Source organism: Pseudomonas sp. EA_35y_Pfl2_R5 (genome assembly GCF_963970805.1).
Lineage (GTDB): Bacteria > Pseudomonadota > Gammaproteobacteria > Pseudomonadales > Pseudomonadaceae > Aquipseudomonas.
Genome location: NZ_CAXAOW010000008.1, coordinates 1 through 16,712 on the forward strand (window position 1 = coordinate 1; position 16,712 = coordinate 16,712).

Sequence of the window (16,712 nt, forward strand, 5' to 3'; positions counted from 1 at the left end):
GCTGATAATCTTGCGACTAACAGTCTTACCTCACAAGCACCCACACGAATTGCTTGATTCAGTTGTTAAAGAGCGGGTTGGTTAAGCCTTTCGTCTCAACCGAGGCGCGCATTCTACAGCAGCCTCACCTTCCGTCAAGCGATTTCGAAAATTTCTTTTCAATCTCAACCACTTGCGCTTTCGATCAACACCTAGCTTCTCGTCAGCGGGAGGCGAATTCTACAGCGTTTCAAATCGCTGTCAACCGCCTCTTTTACCGCCTTCGATCATCTCGACCGAACCCCTTCAGACTCAAACACCACCTCCTGAAGAGGAGGCGCATTTTACGCAGCTTTCGCTGCTTTGCAAGCCCTCTTTTAAATCTAAACTCTTGTTTTATAAGAAGTTTAATGGACTGCACACGCCTGAAGAGCTGCGCATTATAGGGACAATGAAACACAGGTCAATCGATTGTTGTGCTTTTGTTTCAATAGCCGCCTATACCCAAGTCGCCAACCCCGAAACCGCGCCGCCTGCAGAAACGACAAAGCCGTTGAAGCTGACGCTTCAACGGCTTTGTCGAACCAACCACACCTAACGCATCACGACCCGAGCTTAAGCGTGATACGCGCAAACGCTTTCTTGCCGGCCTGACAGACATGCACGGCCCCTACCTTATATATATAGGAGCGATCCACCACCTCACCATCCACGCGCACACTGCCGGAGCCCAACAGATCACGCGCCATCGCAGCGTTCTTCACCAGACCTGCTTTATTAAGGAGCGCGGCAATCGGCATATCCTCAGCCGACAGAACCTCGATCTCTGGCAGATCTTCAGGCAGCTCGCCTTCCTTCATACGATTGCCCGCCGAGCGATGGGCACTGAGCGCCGCTTCTTCGCCATGGAAGCGAGCAACAATCTCTTCAGCCAGCTTGATCTTGATGTCACGCGGGTTAGCACCCTGCTCGACATCACGCTTGAACTGCTCGATCTCTTCCATGGAGCGAAAGCTGAGCAGCTCGAAGTACCGCCACATCAAAGCATCCGGCATTGAGACCAGCTTGTTGTACATGACGCCAGGCGCTTCCTGGATGCCTATATAGTTGCCCAATGACTTTGACATCTTCTTCACGCCATCCAGCCCTTCAAGCAAGGGCATGGTGACGATGCACTGCGACGCCTGACCATAGGAGCGTTGCAACTCGCGCCCCATCAGCAGATTGAATTTCTGATCGGTGCCACCCAGCTCTACGTCTGCTTGCAGCGCAACAGAGTCATAGCCCTGCACCAACGGGTAGAGGAACTCGTGGATGGCAATAGGTTGATTGGTCGAGTAACGCTTGCTGAAGTCATCACGCTCAAGCATGCGCGCCACAGTGTACTGCGAGGTCAGGCGAATAAAGTCTGCCGGCCCCATCCTGTCCATCCATGTGGAGTTGAAGGCGACCTCGGTTTTCGCCGGGTCGAGAATTTTGAACACCTGGACCTTGTAGGTCTCCGCGTTCTCCAGCACTTGCTCGCGAGTCAGCGGAGGGCGCGTGGCGCTCTTGCCACTGGGATCACCGATCATGCCGGTGAAGTCGCCAATCAGGAAAATCACCTGATGCCCCAGCTCCTGGAACTGGCGCAGCTTATTAATAAGCACCGTGTGTCCGAGGTGCAGATCCGGCGCAGTCGGATCAAAACCTGCCTTGATACGCAGTGGCTGACCACGCTTGAGCTTCTCAACCAGCTCGGCCTCAACCAGAACCTCTTCTGCGCCACGTTTGATCAGCGCCAACTGCTCTTCAACCGACTTCATGACAGGACTCACGACCACTCAAAAACGAAAGGGAACCAACCATACAAGATCGCAGACAAATCACAAGTTCCGCCCACCACCTACCTACGCTAAGACCACCTTGCGACAACCGGGGTTGCCTAGCTAGCGATTTGGTTATATTTTATACAGTTACTGCATATTCATCATTTCGTTTATCTATTTCTTTTCATTTTTAAAGTCAAAAAGCAGCCTATGACCTCTACAACTAAAGCGCCGCCCCTGTACCCGAAAAGCCATATTCTGGCGGCCAGTGGCGTCGCCGCCCTACTGAGCCTTGCCCTACTGGTATTCCCCTCCCGCGAAGTCGAAGCAAAGAAAACCTACTTAAACCTTGAGCTGGACAACGGAGCAGAATACGCCGAGCAGCAGGATGGGCTGGAATCAGCCGCTTCACTGACGCGCCAGTCGCCGTTCGCCAGCACCGCCGTAACTGATACATCGACAAATGATGAGTCGCAGGCCGCACAAGCTACCCCGCCACCAGAAACCGATCCATTGCACCGCATTGTTCGCGTGGCGAACGGTGACACGCTGTCCACAGTATTTGCCAAGGTCGGTTTGAGCGCGACCACTCTGCATGAGGCGCTCAATAGCAGCAAGGAAGCCAAGCAGCTGACACGCCTGAAAGTAGGTCAAGCACTCGAATTCAAGCTAAACAAAGACGGCCAACTTGAAAGCCTGCACAGCAAGCTCAGCGACTTGGAAAGTATTGCCCTGACGAAAAGCGAGAAGGGTTTCAGCTTCAAGCGCGAACTGGTCAAGCCTGAGGTTCAAACCACCTACAGCCACGGCGTGATCAATAGCTCGCTGTTCCTCTCAGCCAAGCGTGCTGGCTTGTCGCATAGCCTGACCATGGATCTGGCTAACGTATTCGGCTACGACATCGACTTCGCCATGGATATTCGCGAAGGCGACGAGTTCGAACTGATCTACGAAAAGAAAGTGGTTAACGGCAAGCAAGTCGGCACCGGCAACATTCTCTCGGCGCGGTTCACCAACCGCGGCAAGACTTACACCGCAGTGCGCTACACCAACAAGCAAGGCAACAGCAGCTACTACAGCGCCAATGGCGAAAGCATGCGAAAAGCCTTTATTCGTACCCCGGTGGATTTCGCCCGTATCAGCTCGCGCTTTTCCACAGGTCGTCGCCACCCGGTTCTGAACAAGATTCGTGCACACAAGGGTGTGGATTACGCAGCCCCACGCGGGACGCCAATCAAGGCCGCAGGCGATGGTCGCATCACTCTGGCCGGCCGTCACGGCGGCTACGGCAACGCGGTAATCATCCAGCACGGCCAACGCTACCGCACCCTGTATGCCCACATGAATGGTTTTGCAAAAGGCATTCGCAGTGGCAGCAACGTTAAGCAGGGTCAGATTATTGGCTACATCGGCACCACCGGCCTCTCCACTGGCCCGCATCTGCACTACGAATTCCAAGTCAATGGCGTACACGTTGACCCACTGAGCCAGAAGCTACCAATGGCCGATCCGATCGCCAGCAGCGAAAAAGCCCGTTTTATGCAGTTGAGCAAACCGCTGATGGCACAAATGGACAAAGAGAAGTCCACGATGCTTGCCCTCAACAATCAGCGCTAGGCCATGCCTCTCTACCTGGGCGTGATGTCCGGCACCAGCCTGGATGGCTTGGACATTACGCTGATCGAGCAGGAACACAGCACCCTCCTGCTCGGCACTCGCTACCTACCCATGCCAGACGAGCTGCGTAGCCGCTTACTCAGCCTGTGCGCATCCGGCCCAGATGAGTTAGCCCGCGCGGCTATCGCCGAACAACAGTGGGTCGCGCTCGCCGCACAAGGCATCAATGACCTGCTAATACAGCACGACATACCCGCGCACAGCGTTCGCGCCATCGGCAGCCATGGTCAGACCGTACGTCATGAGCCCGCACGTGGATTCAGCATCCAGATCGGCAACTCCGCCCTGCTCGCAGAACTGACCGGCATCAGCGTCGTCAGCGACTTCCGCCGCCGCGATGTTGCCGCAGGTGGCCAAGGTGCACCACTGGTTCCGGCATTCCACCAGGCATTGTTCGCCAGCGAGGGCAGCACCCGCGCAATCCTCAACATTGGCGGCTTCAGCAATCTCAGCCTGCTGGAGCCCGAACGCCCGGTTTATGGCTTCGATTGCGGCCCCGGCAATGTGCTGCTGGACGCCTGGATTCAGCGCAACCAAGGCTTAGCATACGACCAGGACGGTCAGTGGGCCGCCAGTGGCCAGATACAACCGCAGCTTCTGCAAGCCTTGCTGAGTGATCCCTACTTCCAGACCCGGGGACCGAAAAGCACTGGACGCGAACTGTTCAACCTTGCCTGGCTGGATCAGCACCTGCAGAACCTACCAGCATTAGAGACGGCTGACGTGCAGGCTACCCTACTGGAAATGACCGCCATCAGCATTACCGAGGCCCTCAAGGCCGCTCAGCAGAACACCGAGATGCTGCTGGTGTGTGGCGGTGGCGCGCATAACTACACGCTAATGCGCCGCCTTGCGCAGTTGCTACCCAATAGTCAGGTGAGCAGTACCGATGAGCACGGCGTGCCGGCCGACTGGGTTGAAGCCATGGCCTTTGCCTGGCTGGCGCACTGCTGCCTGGAAGGCATACCCGCCAACCGGCCAAGCGTCACCGGCGCACGCGGCCTGCGGGTACTTGGCGCGATCTATCCCGCCTGATCACCCTGCCTATTTGCAACACCCAGAAACGACAACGCCGTGCGCAAGGCACGGCGTTAGCTTGAAGCCTACAAATCAGATCGAGAACGACGAGCCGCAACCGCAGGTGGTGGTGGCGTTCGGGTTGTTGATGACAAATCGCGAACCTTCCAGACCTTCCTGATAGTCCACCTCGGCACCTGCCAGGTACTGGAAGCTCATCGGGTCGACCACCAGGCTCACGCCTTCGCGCTCAATGATGGTGTCATCCTCGGCCACTTCTTCATCGAAGGTGAAGCCGTATTGGAAGCCGGAACAACCGCCTCCCGTTACAAACACGCGCAATTTCAGGCGCGGATTGCCTTCCTCATCGACCAGGCTCTTCACCTTGTTCGCTGCGCCCTGCGTAAATTGCATAGCGCTGGGGGTGAAGGTTTCGACGCTCATGCTGATTAACTCCCGGCGCTACGCGCCATACTGCATTCTGATCGGCATTATCCGCTTACCCGAGAAAAGCGGTCAACTATTGTGCGGCATCTAGCGTTTCTGGCAACTCCAGTGGTCGCGCCTCGTCCTGCAGGCGGCAGAGACGGCCTTCGATCTGCGCGCCCATGGCCATTTCCATCAGGGCGTAATACAGATTGCCACGCACTCGCGCTCGCGGGCCCAGCTCAAGATGGCCACTGGCGTGCACATCGCCGACCACTTCACCATCAATCACTATATGGGGTGCGCGGATCTCACCTTCAACCCTTCCCTGCACGCTCACGCGCACCATACCTTCGCTGGCCACCAGATTACCGATGACCTTACCATCGACCTGCACCGCGCCTTGAAAGCGCAAGTCGCCATGTAGCTCGGCACCCACCGCAATCAGGCTGGTCTTACCCGCGAAACGCTGCACGTCAGTGCGCGCCTTGTCTTTATTCCACATAAGGAACAGCTACTCCTCTTTGTTCCATTTGAATGTGCGCAACAAAGGCTTCTCGCCTTTTACATCGGCACGCACCTTGATCTCGCGAGGGATAAACCCTTCAGGCAACCTTAGCTCGGCAAATCGTCCAGCTTCGGGAATGGCCTGAAAGTGCTTGAAGGCGAAGGCTATCGGCTGCTCAGACAGGGCATCGGGCAAATCTGCGCTCAGTGACGCCAGCTCGTGCGTGACATCCTGCTCGCCTTGCTTGCCAGTGATCGACACCTGTAACTGGCCTTCTAGCGGCGTCTCGCCTTTACCCACGCGACTAAGGAGTATCTTGTAGCGGAAATGTTCAGGTCTGTCCGTGGCCTGTAGCTCAAAGGTCTTGATACGTAGACCTTCACGACGGCTGGCGGGCGCTAATACACCTTTGTAGAAAGCCAGATCCTGTTGTTGTTTATAGATCTGCTCTTCTAGGAGCTTGATGGTCAGGCGACTCTGTTCGTTGGCTTGCTGGCTGACCTTTTCAGCACTGCTAAGCACCGCCACGCGCTGGCGCAACTCATCGACCTCGCGTATCAGCTGCTCATCGCGTACCGGCTCGGCCGGCTGCCCCGCGGCCACTGCAGGCTGGCTGAACTGCTGCCACCAGCCGCCGACATAAAAGGCCAGCGGAATGCACAGCACCAGCAGCAACCCGAGCATACGCCGTCGCCGGTCACGCCCCGGATCGCTTGGACGAACCTCCCAGCCCGCCATCAAGGCAGCATGGCCGCGTGAGACAGGCCCAGGCGCTCGTCGAGGCCGAAGAGGATGTTCATATTCTGCACCGCCTGGCCCGACGCCCCCTTGACCAGGTTGTCGATGACCGACAACACCACCACCAGATCACCATCCTGCGGCCGATGCACGGCAATTCGACAGACGTTGGCACCGCGCACGCTGCGGGTTTCCGGATGGCTGCCGGCAGGCATTACATCGACGAAGGGCTCGTTGGCATAACGCTGTTCGAACAGCGCCTGCAGGTCGACAGAGCGGTCGACCACTGTGGCGTAGAGCGTGGCATGGATACCACGGATCATCGGCGTCAGATGCGGCACAAAGGTCAAGCCAACATCCTTACCGGCAGCCCGGCGCAAACCCTGGCTAATTTCCGGCAGATGTCGATGACCTTTGACCCCGTAGGCTTTCATGCTTTCGCCAGCTTCACTGAATAGCGAACCAACGCTGGCACCACGGCCGGCACCGCTGACCCCGGACTTGCAGTCGGCGATCACTTGCGTGGTATCGGCCAGACCGGCTTCCAGCAGCGGAATCAGCGCTAGCTGTGCAGCGGTTGGATAACAGCCCGGTACGGCGATTAGGCGCGCCTGCCTGATCGCCTCGCGGTTGACCTCAGGCAAGCCGTAGACCGCCTCTGGCAGCAGATCCGGTGCGCCGTGCGGCTGGCCGTACCACTTGGCCCACTCGTCGGCATCCTGCAAACGGAAGTCGGCCGACAGGTCGATCACCTTGGTGCCAGCAGCCAACAGCTCACCGGCCAGGGCATGGGCGACACCATGAGGAGTGGCGAAGAACACCACATCGCAAGCACCCAGGGTGGCCACGTCCGGCACGCTGAACGCCAGAGTGTCGTAATGACCACGCAGGTTCGGGTACATCTCGTCGACACGCATGCCAGCCTCGGAACGCGAGGTAATCACCTCGACCTGCGCTTGTGGGTGTTGCGCCAACAAACGCAACAACTCGACACCGGTATACCCCGTGCCGCCGACGATTCCGACCTTGATCATCACTTGCCCCTTTGTAATACCAGCAGTGGAAAGCTGCCGATGATACGGCCGCTTCGGCCAGGGGCCAACACTTGAGCGCCGCCAGTGATGACGGAGGCGATCATGCCCACTACTATCGAGGCACTTTCCTGCAACGAGTTCGACCAATGCTCTACCTGTGGCTCAAGGCCCTACACATTATCGCCATGGTCTGTTGGTTCGCCGGCCTGTTCTATCTGCCGCGTCTGTTTGTCTACCACGCCATGAGCACCGACGAGGTCAGCCGCGAGCGCTTCTGCGTTATGGAGCGCAAGTTGTATCGCGGCATCATGTGGCCGTCGCTGATTCTTACCGTCGGCCTAGGCCTGTGGCTGATCAGTCTCAACCCCAGCTACTACTTCAGCCAGGGTTGGATGCATGCCAAGCTGAGTCTCGTAGCGCTGCTGGTGGCCTACCAGTTTATGTGCGGCGCCCAGCTCAAAGCGTTTGCTCGCGGCGAGAATCAGCGCGGCCATGTGTTCTACCGCTGGTTCAATGAAGCCCCCGTACTGGCCTTGCTTGGCATCGTCATTCTGGTCGTGGTTCGCCCTTTCTAAATACCTCAAGAGGATTACTGCATGTCGCTGCCAGCCCTGCTCGAACAACGCCTGCGCCTGCCCGTTGTCGCCGCGCCGATGTTTCTAGTGTCTAACCCGCAACTGGTGCTGGCCTGCTGCAACAGCGGCATCGTCGGCAGTTTCCCCGCCCTCAATCAGCGCGACAGCAGCGGCTTCAAGGATTGGCTGCAAGAAATCGAAGCAGGCCTGGACAGTGCCGCCGCGCCCTATGCGGTCAACCTGATCGTGCATGGCAGCAACCCGCGCCTGCAGGCGGACCTGGCGATCTGCGTCGAGCAGCGCGTGCCTATCGTGATCACCAGCCTCGGCGCAGTGAAAGAGGTGGTAGACGCAGTGCACAGCTACGGCGGCCTGGTATTCCACGACGTGACCACCCGCCGCCATGCCGAGAAAGCCGCAGAAGCGGGCGTAGACGGCCTGATCGCGGTAGCCGCCGGCGCAGGCGGACATGCCGGCACCTGGAGCCCGTTCGCGCTGATCGCCGAAATTCGCCAGTTCTTCGACAAGACCCTGCTGCTGGCCGGCTGCCTTAACCAGGGTCACGAAGTACTGGCCGCGCAACTGCTCGGCGCCGACCTCGCCTACCTCGGCACACGCCTGATCGCCACCCAGGAAAACGCCGCCTCGCCAGCCTATAAGCAGATGATTCTCGACGCTAAAGCCGCCGACATCATTCACACCCCGGCGGTCTCCGGCGTGCCAGCGAGCTTTATGCGCCAGAGCCTGGAGCTAGCCGGTTATGACCTCAAACAGCTGCAGAATAAAGGCGAAGTCAACTACGGCGAGAAACTCAAGCCGATGGATGAGGAAGCCAAGGCCTGGAAAACCGTATGGTCCGCCGGCCAGGGCGTCGGCAATATCCGCGACCTGCCCAGCGTCGAGCAATTGATCGCCCGCCTCGACAACGAATACCGCGCCGCCCTCACGCATAGCTTGCAGTTGCAACAACGCTGGGCGCGATGAAGCGACGCAGCCTGCTCAGCCTCGGGGCACTGGGGTTGTTAGGCGGCTGGGCGCTGCGCCCGAATGATCTCGGCCAGCCCCACGCGCCCTACTTTGCCGCGCTCAACCAGTTGCTGCGGCGCACAGGGGCCGGCCTGCCACTGTTGGTGGTGGATCTTGAACGCCTCGATCAGAACGCCGAGCTGCTGGCTAGCCAGCTTGGTAACAACCTGCCACTGCGTCTGGTGGCCAAATCTCTGGCCTCCATCGGGTTGCTCGACTACCTGGCGAAGAAGCTCGGCACGCAGCGCTTTATGGTATTCCACCAGCCACAGATCAATCAGTTGGCGGTGAGCTTCCCGCAGTCCGACTTGCTGCTCGGCAAACCCTTGCCCAGCGCCGCGGCCCTGAGTTTCTACCAACAATTGCCGCAAGGCAGCGGCTTTGTCCCGGCCGAACAGCTGACCTGGCTGATCGACAGCCAGAGCCGTTTGCAGGAATACGCAGCCCTGGCCAAAGCCCTCAACCAGCCGCTGCAGATTGCCTTTGAAATCGATATCGGTCTCGCCCGTGGCGGCTTTGCCACGCCCGCCGAACTCGGCGCCGCGCTCACCTGGCTGCGCAGCACCCCGAACCGGCTGCGTATTCGCGGCTTGATGGGTTATGACGCCCACCTCGCGCATACGCCGCCTTGGACCAATCAAGCCAGCGGCTTTGCCCAGAGCACCGCACGCTACCGGGCGTTTATCGCCAGCGCCGCTGCATTCAACGAGCGGTGGCCGCAACAGCCGCTGTTCAATGGCGCTGGCAGCCTGACCTACGCCCTGCATGCCAGGCTCGATACGCCCTTGAATGAAGTCGCGGTTGGCTCCGCCCTGCTCAAACCCAGCGATTTCGACAGCGATCTGCTGGCTGCCCAACAAGCCGCCCTGTGGATTGCCAGCCCGGTACTCAAGGCGTTGCCTGGGCAACTGCCGTTTCTCGACGGATCACACCAACTTCTGCAACGCTGGAACCCCAATCGCCAACAGGCTTACTACCTGTATGGCGGGCAATGGCCAGCAGCGCCGGTGTCCCCGGCGGGGCTCAGTTATGACGCCCTGTATGGGCGCAGCGCCAACCAGGAGCGCCTAATCGGCTCAGCAGGCACAGGCTTACAGGTCGACGACTGGGTATTTCTCCGCCCGCAACGCTCGGAAGGTCTATTCGAGCTGTTCAACCAACTCTACTTGCTCCGCAACGGCCGCTTGGTCGGCAGCTGGTCCGCCAGCAGAGCGTGAACCGCCTCTAGGCCCCTGCACATTTGCGTGCAGGCAGCTTGTTTACTGGCCTGTAGGCCGGCTAGTCTGTAGCGCAATTCCATCCTGGCACCGACAAGGACGCCGACATGACCCAAGCCCGCTTCAAGATTGTGTTCAACGGCGAGTTGATGCCTGACGTCAGCCTGGAAACCGCCAAAGAAAACCTCGCCCGCCTGTTCAAGAGCGACCAGACCCGAATCAACTCGCTGTTTAGCGGCGGCAATGTCGATATCAAGCGCGACCTCAGCGAAAACGAAGCCGACCAGTACCTCAAGGCCTTGCAAAGCGCCGGCGCCAAAGTGCGCAAGGAACAAGACCTGGCCGCCAGCCTGAGCTTGGTGGAAACCGATGATCACCGTACGGAAAGCAGCGAAGCTGAAAGCAACGTACCGATGACATGCCCCAAGTGCGGCCACCAGCAAGCCAAAGCCATCGAGTGCTCGGCCTGCGGCATCGTTATCGAGAAATTTATCGCCCGCCAGGCCATGCTCGCGGAAAACCCACCAGAAGTGGTCAGCGCAGCTGCCACGCCCTACGCCACACCGAAAGCAGCGGTGGCAGAAACACTGCCGGAATTCGGCGAGCTGAAAGCCTTTACTACCGACGGCCGCATCGGTCGCCTGCGCTACCTGGCCTGGTCAATGGTACTGATGCTGGCTTGCTTACCGTTGTTCGGCATCGCCGGCGGCTTCTTCGCCGCGTCAGAGATTCTCGGCGGCCTGCTGATGGTGGTGGTGGGTATCGCCGTGGCGGTGGTCGGCATCATGATCGGCGTACAGCGCCTGCATGACATCGGCTGGTCTGGCTGGCTGTTGCTAATCACCCTGGTGCCGATTGTCGGCGGAGTGTTCTCCCTGCTGATGTTTATCATCCCCGGCAGCACCGAGGCCAACCGCTTTGGTCCGCCGCCGCCACCCAACAGCACGGCGGTGAAAATTCTGGCACTGTCGTGGATCGCCATCATCGTGATTGGCATCATCGCCGCGATCGCAGTACCCGCGATGATGACAAGCCTGTAACCGCTGATACCAGCACTACAACCTTGCGCGGCACATGGGGTCGAAAGGCCCCATCACGGAGAACCCTATGACCCGTTACGCGCTTGTCACCGGAGCCTCCAGCGGTATTGGCCTGGCTCTGGCGGAAGCCCTGGCTCGGCGTGGCCGCAATCTGATTCTGGTGGCACGCAAGCGCGATGCGCTGGAAAGCATTGCCTGCGAGCTGACTCAACGCTTTTCCGTGGAGGTATTGCTCCGCGTCTGCGACCTCAGCCAGCCGCTGCAGGTCAGCGGCCTGCTGCATGAGCTGGAGCAAGGTGAGCGCAGTATCGACCTGCTGGTAAACAACGCCGGCATCGGCACATCAGGTGTCTATGTGGCTCAGGACTGGGCGCGCGAACAGCAATTGATCGAACTGAACATCCTCGCACTCGCCCGCCTCTGCCACGCCATCGGCACCATCATGGCCGGTCAGGGCAGTGGACAGATTCTCAACGTCGCCTCGGTTGCCGGCTTTCAGCCGGGGCCGGGCATGAGCAACTATTACGCAAGCAAGGCCTACGTACTGCACTTCTCCGAAGGCCTGCGCGAAGAGCTTAAAGAGTACGGCGTTAAAGTCTCCGTACTCTGTCCAGGGCCAACCCGCAGCGCGTTTTTCCGCACGGCACGCATGAACAGTGATGCGCTACAGAGCAGCAAGCTGATGATGAGCGCCGAAGAAGTGGCCCTGATCACCGTCAAGGCACTGGAGAAAAACCGCGCGATCATTATCCCCGGCTGGCGCAACCGCCTTATTGCCCTTAGCCCTCGGTTGGGACCGCGCTGGTTGGTACGGCGAATCAGCGCACGGCTGAATCGCCAGTTCGGTAAACCGACTGCGTAGCTAACCTGCGTTGACCGTGCGCCCATCCGCCCAGGCGCGCAGTGCGGCAAGGTCTTCAGCCATCACCACCGATAGCGGTGCGGTGCCCTGAATGCTCTGCAGCAGCAATGCCTGACTGACCGTTTGTTGCTGGGCTTGCGCCGCATACAGGGCACTGACCACCGCCTGCTCGATCTCCGCACCGGAAAACCCATCACAAGCCGCCGCCAGTTGCGTCAGGTCAAACCCCGTCACGTCCAACTCGCGCCGCGCCAGGTGAATCCGGAAGATCTCGGCGCGCACCGCCGCATCCGGCAGGTCGACAAAGAACAGCTCATCAAAGCGTCCCTTACGCACCAGCTCAGGCGGTAGCCGGGAAATGACGTTGGCAGTGGCCACCATAAACACTGGCGCCTTGCGCTCGGCCATCCAAGTCAATAGGGTGCCGAGCACCCGCTGGCTGACGCCACCATCATGATCGCCGCTGGCCAGGCCTTTCTCGATCTCATCCATCCACAGCACACAAGGCGCCATCTGCTCAGCCAGCTTGAGGGCCTCGCGCAGATTGCGCTCGGTCTCGCCGAAAAACTTGTTGTACAGGCAGGCAAAGTCCAGGCGCAGCAAGGGCAAGCCCCACAACCCTGCGATGGCCTTGGCGGCCAGGCTCTTGCCGCCCCCTTGGACACCAACCAGCAGCACACCCTTGGGCAGATCAACGCCTTTGCCTTCAAGAAAAATGCTCTGCCGCTCACCCAGCCAGCGCTTGAGATTACCTAGCCCGCCGACCTCGGCGAAACGTGCGGTGTCGTACTCGAAACTCAGCACACCATCGAGATCGAGCAGCTGGAATTTAGTCTTGTTCAGCTCCGGCAGGTCTTCCTGGGTGATCGCGCCGTCATCGCAGATTACATTGCGCGCCAGCGCACGTGCCTCGGCATGGCTGAGACCGCGCAAATTCTTCACCACCTGCTGCAAAGTGCGGTTATCGGTGCGCACGCGAGCATTGCGGTTGCGCGCGCTCCAGGCCGTAGCCTCATCACGCACGATGGCCAGCAGCTCTTCCTCGGAGGGCAGTGACAGGCTAAAGCGCGAGGCGTAACGCTGCACTTCAGGCGGCAGTTTGCAGGCGTGGGACACCAGCACCAACGTCGGCTTGCTGGGCTGCTCGTTCATGGCGATTTCCTTGAGCAGGCGCACCAGCTTGGGGTTGTCCTCAAGAAACGGATGCAGATCGCACATCACATACAGCGTCGGCTGCGTATCCGCCTTGATCAGGCGCAGGGCGGTTTCCGGCTCAAGCGTCGTGCTGTCGACCGGCTCTTGAATGGAAAACCCCACCCGCTGCAAACCTTCGGTCACCGACCACAACTGCAAGCCAAGACTGCGGCGCACGGCCAAGCTGGTCAGGGTTTCCAGCACCCGCAGCTCATCCCAGGACTCAATCAATACAAGCTTGGTCTTGGAATCCAGTACCAAGCCCAGATCATGAATATCGTTTTTCACCCACGCTCCTTGTCCACTAAACTCGGGCCTCATTAAATATCGGCCGGGAGACTGTCCATGGACTGTCTATTTTGCAAGATCGTCGCTGGTGAGATACCGGCGCGCAAGCTTTATGAAGATGACCAGGTGATTGCCTTTCACGATATCGGCCCGCAGGCACCTGTGCACTTTCTGGTTATCCCGAAAAAACACATCAGCACCCTCAATGATCTGAGCGCTGCCGACACGCCGCTGGCTGGGCATATCCTCTTCACCGCACAGCGTCTGGCTAAGGAGCAAGGCTGCGAGGAGGGCTTTCGCGTGGTGATGAACTGTAATGACCTGGGCGGCCAGACGGTGCACCACATCCATATGCACGTACTGGGTCAGCGGCAGATGGCATGGCCACCCGGTTGAATCGTGCATTACTCGGCGCACTGACTTTGCTCGCCCTGCTGATTACCAGTCCCGCGCAAGCCCATACGCCTGGCAGCGTATTCAGCGACTCCTTGCCCAAAGGCCAGCAAGGGCCGCAGTTGGTTGTGCTGCCGGCCGGACGCTATTTGCTGGGTGATCACAGCGGCCGTGGCAACCATAACGAGCGCCCGCTGACGCCGGTTGAAATCGCCCAGCCCTTCGCCATCGGCCGTTACGAAGTGAGCTTTGCCGACTGGCAGCATTACGCCGAGGCCACCGCTACAGCAATGCCAGACAACGAGGGCTGGGGACTGTCAGCGCAGCGGCCGGTAATCCATGTGTCCTGGCACCAGGCTGTGGCCTACAGCCAATGGCTGTCGAAGGTCACCGGCCAGCGCTATCGCCTGCCCACCGAAGCCGAATGGGAGTACGCCGCTCGCGCGGACAGCACCAGCTACTACTGGTGGGGCGAGCAGCTCGACAGCCCGGAAACCCGACCGCGTGCGCATTGCCGTGGCTGCGCCACCTCGCGCCTGGTCCAGAGCAAGACCGAGCGCGTCGGCCAGTTCGCCGCCAATGCCTTCGGCCTGCATGACACCGCCGGCAATGTATGGGAATGGACCGCCTCACGCTTTGCCAGCCCCTTCGACGGCAGCGAGCAACAGGCGGCCAGCCTGCTCGACAAAAGCCCGCGAGTGGTGCGCGGTGGCGCCTGGAACAGCGGCCCGAGCTACCTGCGCAGCAGCCAGCGCGATATGAAGCAGCCACAGCACAAGGATTACGCCCTGGGTTTTCGCGTGCTACGCGAGTTGCCCTGATCTCGATCAAGCCGGCGGCCAGTGTTTGCAGTAAACTGGCCGCCGTAGTCATCGCCGGAGGTCCCTATGGCCAGCGAACGTCACTTTTCCCCTGTTGATCGCCTATTACTGCAAGCCGATGCCGCGCTGCGCACCCTGTTGCCCTTCAGCGGCCAACCGAGCCGGCCATCGCCGGCCATCGTGCAGCCGGAAGCCGAGCTGGACGTGGAGCAGGCTCAGCATGTCGCCGGCCTGATGCGCATCAACCACACCGGCGAGGTTTGCGCCCAGGCGCTGTATCAGGGCCAGGCCCTGACTGCCAAGCTGCCCCAGGTGCGCAAAGCCATGGAGCATGCCGCCGATGAGGAAATCGACCACCTGGCCTGGTGTGAGCAGCGTATCCGCCAGTTGGGCAGTCAGCCGAGCATTCTCAACCCGCTGTTCTATGGATTGTCCTTTGGCGTCGGAGCGGCCGCCGGGCTGATCAGCGACAAGATCAGCCTGGGTTTTGTCGCCGCAACCGAAGATCAGGTGGTCAAACACCTCGATGAGCACCTGCAGCAGATTCCGCTGGAAGACCAGAAATCCCGCGCGATTCTCGAACAGATGCGCGTCGACGAAGAACAACATGCCAGCAATGCGCTGGATGCCGGCGGCGTACGCTTCCCGACACCGGTTAAATTCGGCATGAGCCTGCTGGCCAAGGTAATGACCAGCACCACCTACCGGGTGTAGGGCTAAATCAGCAGCATAAAAAGAGGCACCGAAGTGCCCTTTTCATTTCACCCGAGATGCTTGGCTGCAGCTTATGCGCCCAGTTCGATAATCTCGTAGTCGTGGGTAATCTCAACGCCACCACGGCCCAGCATGATCGAGGCCGAGCAGTACTTCTCGGCCGACAGCTCAACCGCACGCTTGACCTGAGCCTCCTTCAAATCGCGGCCCTTGACCACGAAATGCAGGTGAATCTTGGTAAATACCTTGGGCTCTTCAGTGGCGCGCTCGGCCTCCAGAAAGGCTTCACAGCTTTCTACGGCCTGACGGGATTTTTTCAGAATGCTGACCACATCAAAGTTACTGCAACCGCCCAAACCGATCAGCACCATCTCCATCGGGCGCACACCCAGGTTACGACCACCGCTCTCCGGCGGGCCGTCCATTACCACCGCATGGCCACTGCCCGACTCCCCAATAAACAGGGCTTCGCCGGCCCACTGAATACGCGCTTTCATTACTTGGGCTCCGCTGTTAAAAAGGGAGGCAGCTTAACACAGCACTTTTACTTGCCGGCCCGTTGCTCAGTGAGTAAAAAGTTCCATGCTGAGTGTTAGCCAGGTCGCAAAACCGGACCTCACCACGGAGGCCTGGTTAAGCTGATGCCGAATTACTGGCACACTTGTACGGATAACTATTATTAGAACTTCAGCCGCACAACGGCTTACCTTTATAAATTCGGGATTCAGGCATGGTAGCTATTACCCTCACACCTAAAATAAAAAATCTCGACAAGCTTCTCGCGCATTGCCACCGCCGCCGCTACACCGCCAAGAGCACCATCATCTACGCGGGCGATCGCTGCGAAACGCTGTTCTTCATCGTCAAAGGCTCGGTCACTATCCTGATCGAAGACGATGATGGTCGTGAAATGATCATTGCTTACCTCAACTCCGGCGACTTCTTCGGGGAAATGGGTCTGTTCGAAAAGGACGGCACCGAGAAAGAACGCAGCGCCTGGGTGCGCGCCAAGACCGAGTGCGAAGTGGCGGAGCTGAGCTACGCCAAGTTCCGCGAACTGACCCAGCAGGACCCAGACATTCTTTACGCTCTGGGCAGCCAGATGGCCGAACGCCTGCGCAACACCACACGCAAAGTCGGCGACCTGGCCTTCCTTGATGTTACTGGCCGTGTTGCCCGCACTCTGCTCGACCTGTGTAAGCAGCCCGACGCCATGACTCACCCGGACGGCATGCAGATCAAGATCACTCGCCAGGAAATCGGCCGCATCGTCGGTTGCTCGCGCGAGATGGTGGGTCGCGTGCTCAAAGCACTGGAAGAACAAGGCCTGGTCAACGTCAAAGGCAAGACCATGGTGGTGTTCGGCACGCGCTAAAAACATCAGGCATAAAAAAT

General features: G+C 59.3%; 18 protein-coding genes. 11 read left to right on the plus strand and 7 right to left on the minus strand.

From position 1 onward, the window contains the following. Positions 1 to 581 precede the first annotated feature (581 nt). On the minus strand, positions 582 to 1,784 hold the full coding sequence (gene tyrS / locus AACX99_RS14410) for a tyrosine--tRNA ligase (protein WP_339412825.1): 1,203 nt from the start codon (positions 1,782 to 1,784) through the stop codon (positions 582 to 584). Positions 1,785 to 1,997: 213 nt separating this feature from the next. Here tyrS and AACX99_RS14415 point away from each other — a divergent pair, with 213 nt between their 5' ends. Further along, positions 1,998 to 3,404, plus strand: coding sequence for a peptidoglycan DD-metalloendopeptidase family protein (locus tag AACX99_RS14415; protein WP_339412827.1), 1,407 nt, complete (start codon positions 1,998 to 2,000; stop codon positions 3,402 to 3,404). Between the two features lie 3 nt (positions 3,405 to 3,407). Then, a complete protein-coding gene (locus AACX99_RS14420; protein WP_339412829.1) occupies positions 3,408 to 4,499 on the plus strand; it encodes an anhydro-N-acetylmuramic acid kinase in 1,092 nt (363 codons plus the stop codon). A 75-nt stretch (positions 4,500 to 4,574) separates the two neighbouring features. Here the strand turns inward: AACX99_RS14420 and erpA are convergent, their stop codons facing one another. The 4 genes from erpA to argC all read right to left on the minus strand — a co-directional run bounded on the left by erpA (position 4,575) and on the right by argC (position 7,187). Continuing rightward, positions 4,575 to 4,925 (minus strand): iron-sulfur cluster insertion protein ErpA, encoded by a 351-nt coding sequence (gene erpA / locus AACX99_RS14425; protein WP_090256106.1) that lies wholly within the window; start codon positions 4,923 to 4,925, stop codon positions 4,575 to 4,577. Between the two features lie 76 nt (positions 4,926 to 5,001). After that, the gene (locus tag AACX99_RS14430; RefSeq protein ID WP_339412832.1) at positions 5,002 to 5,412 is read right to left on the minus strand and encodes a bactofilin family protein; all 411 of its coding nucleotides are present in this window, start codon (positions 5,410 to 5,412) and stop codon (positions 5,002 to 5,004) included. 9 nt (positions 5,413 to 5,421) lie between these two features. Continuing rightward, positions 5,422 to 6,099, minus strand: coding sequence for a DUF6776 family protein (locus AACX99_RS14435; RefSeq protein ID WP_339412833.1), 678 nt, complete (start codon positions 6,097 to 6,099; stop codon positions 5,422 to 5,424). Positions 6,100 to 6,152: 53 nt separating this feature from the next. After that, positions 6,153 to 7,187, minus strand: coding sequence for an N-acetyl-gamma-glutamyl-phosphate reductase (gene argC / locus AACX99_RS14440; RefSeq protein ID WP_339412835.1), 1,035 nt, complete (start codon positions 7,185 to 7,187; stop codon positions 6,153 to 6,155). A gap of 146 nt (positions 7,188 to 7,333) precedes the next feature. Here argC and hemJ point away from each other — a divergent pair, with 146 nt between their 5' ends. The 5 genes from hemJ to AACX99_RS14465 all read left to right on the plus strand — a co-directional run bounded on the left by hemJ (position 7,334) and on the right by AACX99_RS14465 (position 11,907). Continuing rightward, a complete protein-coding gene (hemJ, locus tag AACX99_RS14445) occupies positions 7,334 to 7,762 on the plus strand; it encodes a protoporphyrinogen oxidase HemJ (RefSeq protein ID WP_339412837.1) in 429 nt (142 codons plus the stop codon). Between the two features lie 21 nt (positions 7,763 to 7,783). Beyond that, on the plus strand, positions 7,784 to 8,746 hold the full coding sequence (locus AACX99_RS14450) for an NAD(P)H-dependent flavin oxidoreductase (protein WP_339412838.1): 963 nt from the start codon (positions 7,784 to 7,786) through the stop codon (positions 8,744 to 8,746). A gap of 149 nt (positions 8,747 to 8,895) precedes the next feature. Further along, positions 8,896 to 10,005 carry an alanine racemase gene (locus AACX99_RS14455; RefSeq protein ID WP_445261874.1) on the plus strand — a complete coding sequence of 370 codons (1,110 nt, stop codon included), beginning with the start codon at positions 8,896 to 8,898 and terminating at the stop codon, positions 10,003 to 10,005. 107 nt (positions 10,006 to 10,112) lie between these two features. After that, the gene (locus AACX99_RS14460) at positions 10,113 to 11,045 is read left to right on the plus strand and encodes a DUF805 domain-containing protein (RefSeq protein ID WP_339412842.1); all 933 of its coding nucleotides are present in this window, start codon (positions 10,113 to 10,115) and stop codon (positions 11,043 to 11,045) included. Positions 11,046 to 11,112: 67 nt separating this feature from the next. Continuing rightward, on the plus strand, positions 11,113 to 11,907 hold the full coding sequence (locus tag AACX99_RS14465) for an SDR family NAD(P)-dependent oxidoreductase (RefSeq protein ID WP_339412844.1): 795 nt from the start codon (positions 11,113 to 11,115) through the stop codon (positions 11,905 to 11,907). On the opposite strand, the gene AACX99_RS14470 is transcribed toward AACX99_RS14465, so the two are convergent. Next, entirely contained in the window at positions 11,908 to 13,389 is a 1,482-nt protein-coding gene (locus AACX99_RS14470) for an AAA family ATPase (protein WP_339412846.1), read from the minus strand. A 57-nt stretch (positions 13,390 to 13,446) separates the two neighbouring features. Here AACX99_RS14470 and AACX99_RS14475 point away from each other — a divergent pair, with 57 nt between their 5' ends. The 3 genes from AACX99_RS14475 to coq7 all read left to right on the plus strand — a co-directional run bounded on the left by AACX99_RS14475 (position 13,447) and on the right by coq7 (position 15,317). Beyond that, complete coding sequence (locus AACX99_RS14475; RefSeq protein WP_339412847.1) at positions 13,447 to 13,785, plus strand: histidine triad nucleotide-binding protein; 339 nt, start codon at positions 13,447 to 13,449, stop codon at positions 13,783 to 13,785. After that, positions 13,770 to 14,603, plus strand: a complete 834-nt coding sequence (locus AACX99_RS14480) for a formylglycine-generating enzyme family protein (RefSeq protein ID WP_339412848.1) — start codon at positions 13,770 to 13,772, stop codon at positions 14,601 to 14,603. Before AACX99_RS14475 ends, AACX99_RS14480 begins: the two co-directional genes overlap by 16 nt. A 66-nt stretch (positions 14,604 to 14,669) precedes the next feature. Next, positions 14,670 to 15,317 carry a 2-polyprenyl-3-methyl-6-methoxy-1,4-benzoquinone monooxygenase gene (gene coq7 / locus AACX99_RS14485; RefSeq protein WP_339412850.1) on the plus strand — a complete coding sequence of 216 codons (648 nt, stop codon included), beginning with the start codon at positions 14,670 to 14,672 and terminating at the stop codon, positions 15,315 to 15,317. 71 nt (positions 15,318 to 15,388) lie between these two features. On the opposite strand, the gene AACX99_RS14490 is transcribed toward coq7, so the two are convergent. Continuing rightward, entirely contained in the window at positions 15,389 to 15,814 is a 426-nt protein-coding gene (locus AACX99_RS14490) for an OsmC family protein (RefSeq protein ID WP_339412852.1), read from the minus strand. A gap of 233 nt (positions 15,815 to 16,047) precedes the next feature. On the opposite strand from AACX99_RS14490, the gene crp reads away from it, so the two are divergent. Next, positions 16,048 to 16,692 carry a cAMP-activated global transcriptional regulator CRP gene (gene crp, locus AACX99_RS14495; protein WP_136664372.1) on the plus strand — a complete coding sequence of 215 codons (645 nt, stop codon included), beginning with the start codon at positions 16,048 to 16,050 and terminating at the stop codon, positions 16,690 to 16,692. Positions 16,693 to 16,712 lie beyond the last annotated feature (20 nt).

Excerpts from the sequence above, each read along its gene's own strand:
- tyrS (WP_339412825.1), bottom strand. The coding sequence starts at position 1,784 with ATGAAGTCGGTTGAAGAGCAGTTGGCGCTGATCAAACGTGGCGCAGAA.
- AACX99_RS14415 (WP_339412827.1), top strand. The coding sequence starts at position 1,998 with ATGACCTCTACAACTAAAGCGCCGCCCCTGTACCCGAAAAGCCATATT.
- AACX99_RS14420 (WP_339412829.1), top strand. The coding sequence starts at position 3,408 with ATGCCTCTCTACCTGGGCGTGATGTCCGGCACCAGCCTGGATGGCTTG.
- erpA (WP_090256106.1), bottom strand. The coding sequence starts at position 4,925 with ATGAGCGTCGAAACCTTCACCCCCAGCGCTATGCAATTTACGCAGGGC.
- AACX99_RS14430 (WP_339412832.1), bottom strand. The coding sequence starts at position 5,412 with ATGTGGAATAAAGACAAGGCGCGCACTGACGTGCAGCGTTTCGCGGGT.
- AACX99_RS14435 (WP_339412833.1), bottom strand. The coding sequence starts at position 6,099 with ATGCTCGGGTTGCTGCTGGTGCTGTGCATTCCGCTGGCCTTTTATGTC.
- argC (WP_339412835.1), bottom strand. The coding sequence starts at position 7,187 with ATGATCAAGGTCGGAATCGTCGGCGGCACGGGGTATACCGGTGTCGAG.
- hemJ (WP_339412837.1), top strand. The coding sequence starts at position 7,334 with ATGCTCTACCTGTGGCTCAAGGCCCTACACATTATCGCCATGGTCTGT.
- AACX99_RS14450 (WP_339412838.1), top strand. The coding sequence starts at position 7,784 with ATGTCGCTGCCAGCCCTGCTCGAACAACGCCTGCGCCTGCCCGTTGTC.
- AACX99_RS14460 (WP_339412842.1), top strand. The coding sequence starts at position 10,113 with ATGACCCAAGCCCGCTTCAAGATTGTGTTCAACGGCGAGTTGATGCCT.
- AACX99_RS14465 (WP_339412844.1), top strand. The coding sequence starts at position 11,113 with ATGACCCGTTACGCGCTTGTCACCGGAGCCTCCAGCGGTATTGGCCTG.
- AACX99_RS14475 (WP_339412847.1), top strand. The coding sequence starts at position 13,447 with ATGGACTGTCTATTTTGCAAGATCGTCGCTGGTGAGATACCGGCGCGC.
- AACX99_RS14480 (WP_339412848.1), top strand. The coding sequence starts at position 13,770 with ATGGCCACCCGGTTGAATCGTGCATTACTCGGCGCACTGACTTTGCTC.
- coq7 (WP_339412850.1), top strand. The coding sequence starts at position 14,670 with ATGGCCAGCGAACGTCACTTTTCCCCTGTTGATCGCCTATTACTGCAA.
- AACX99_RS14490 (WP_339412852.1), bottom strand. The coding sequence starts at position 15,814 with ATGAAAGCGCGTATTCAGTGGGCCGGCGAAGCCCTGTTTATTGGGGAG.
- crp (WP_136664372.1), top strand. The coding sequence starts at position 16,048 with ATGGTAGCTATTACCCTCACACCTAAAATAAAAAATCTCGACAAGCTT.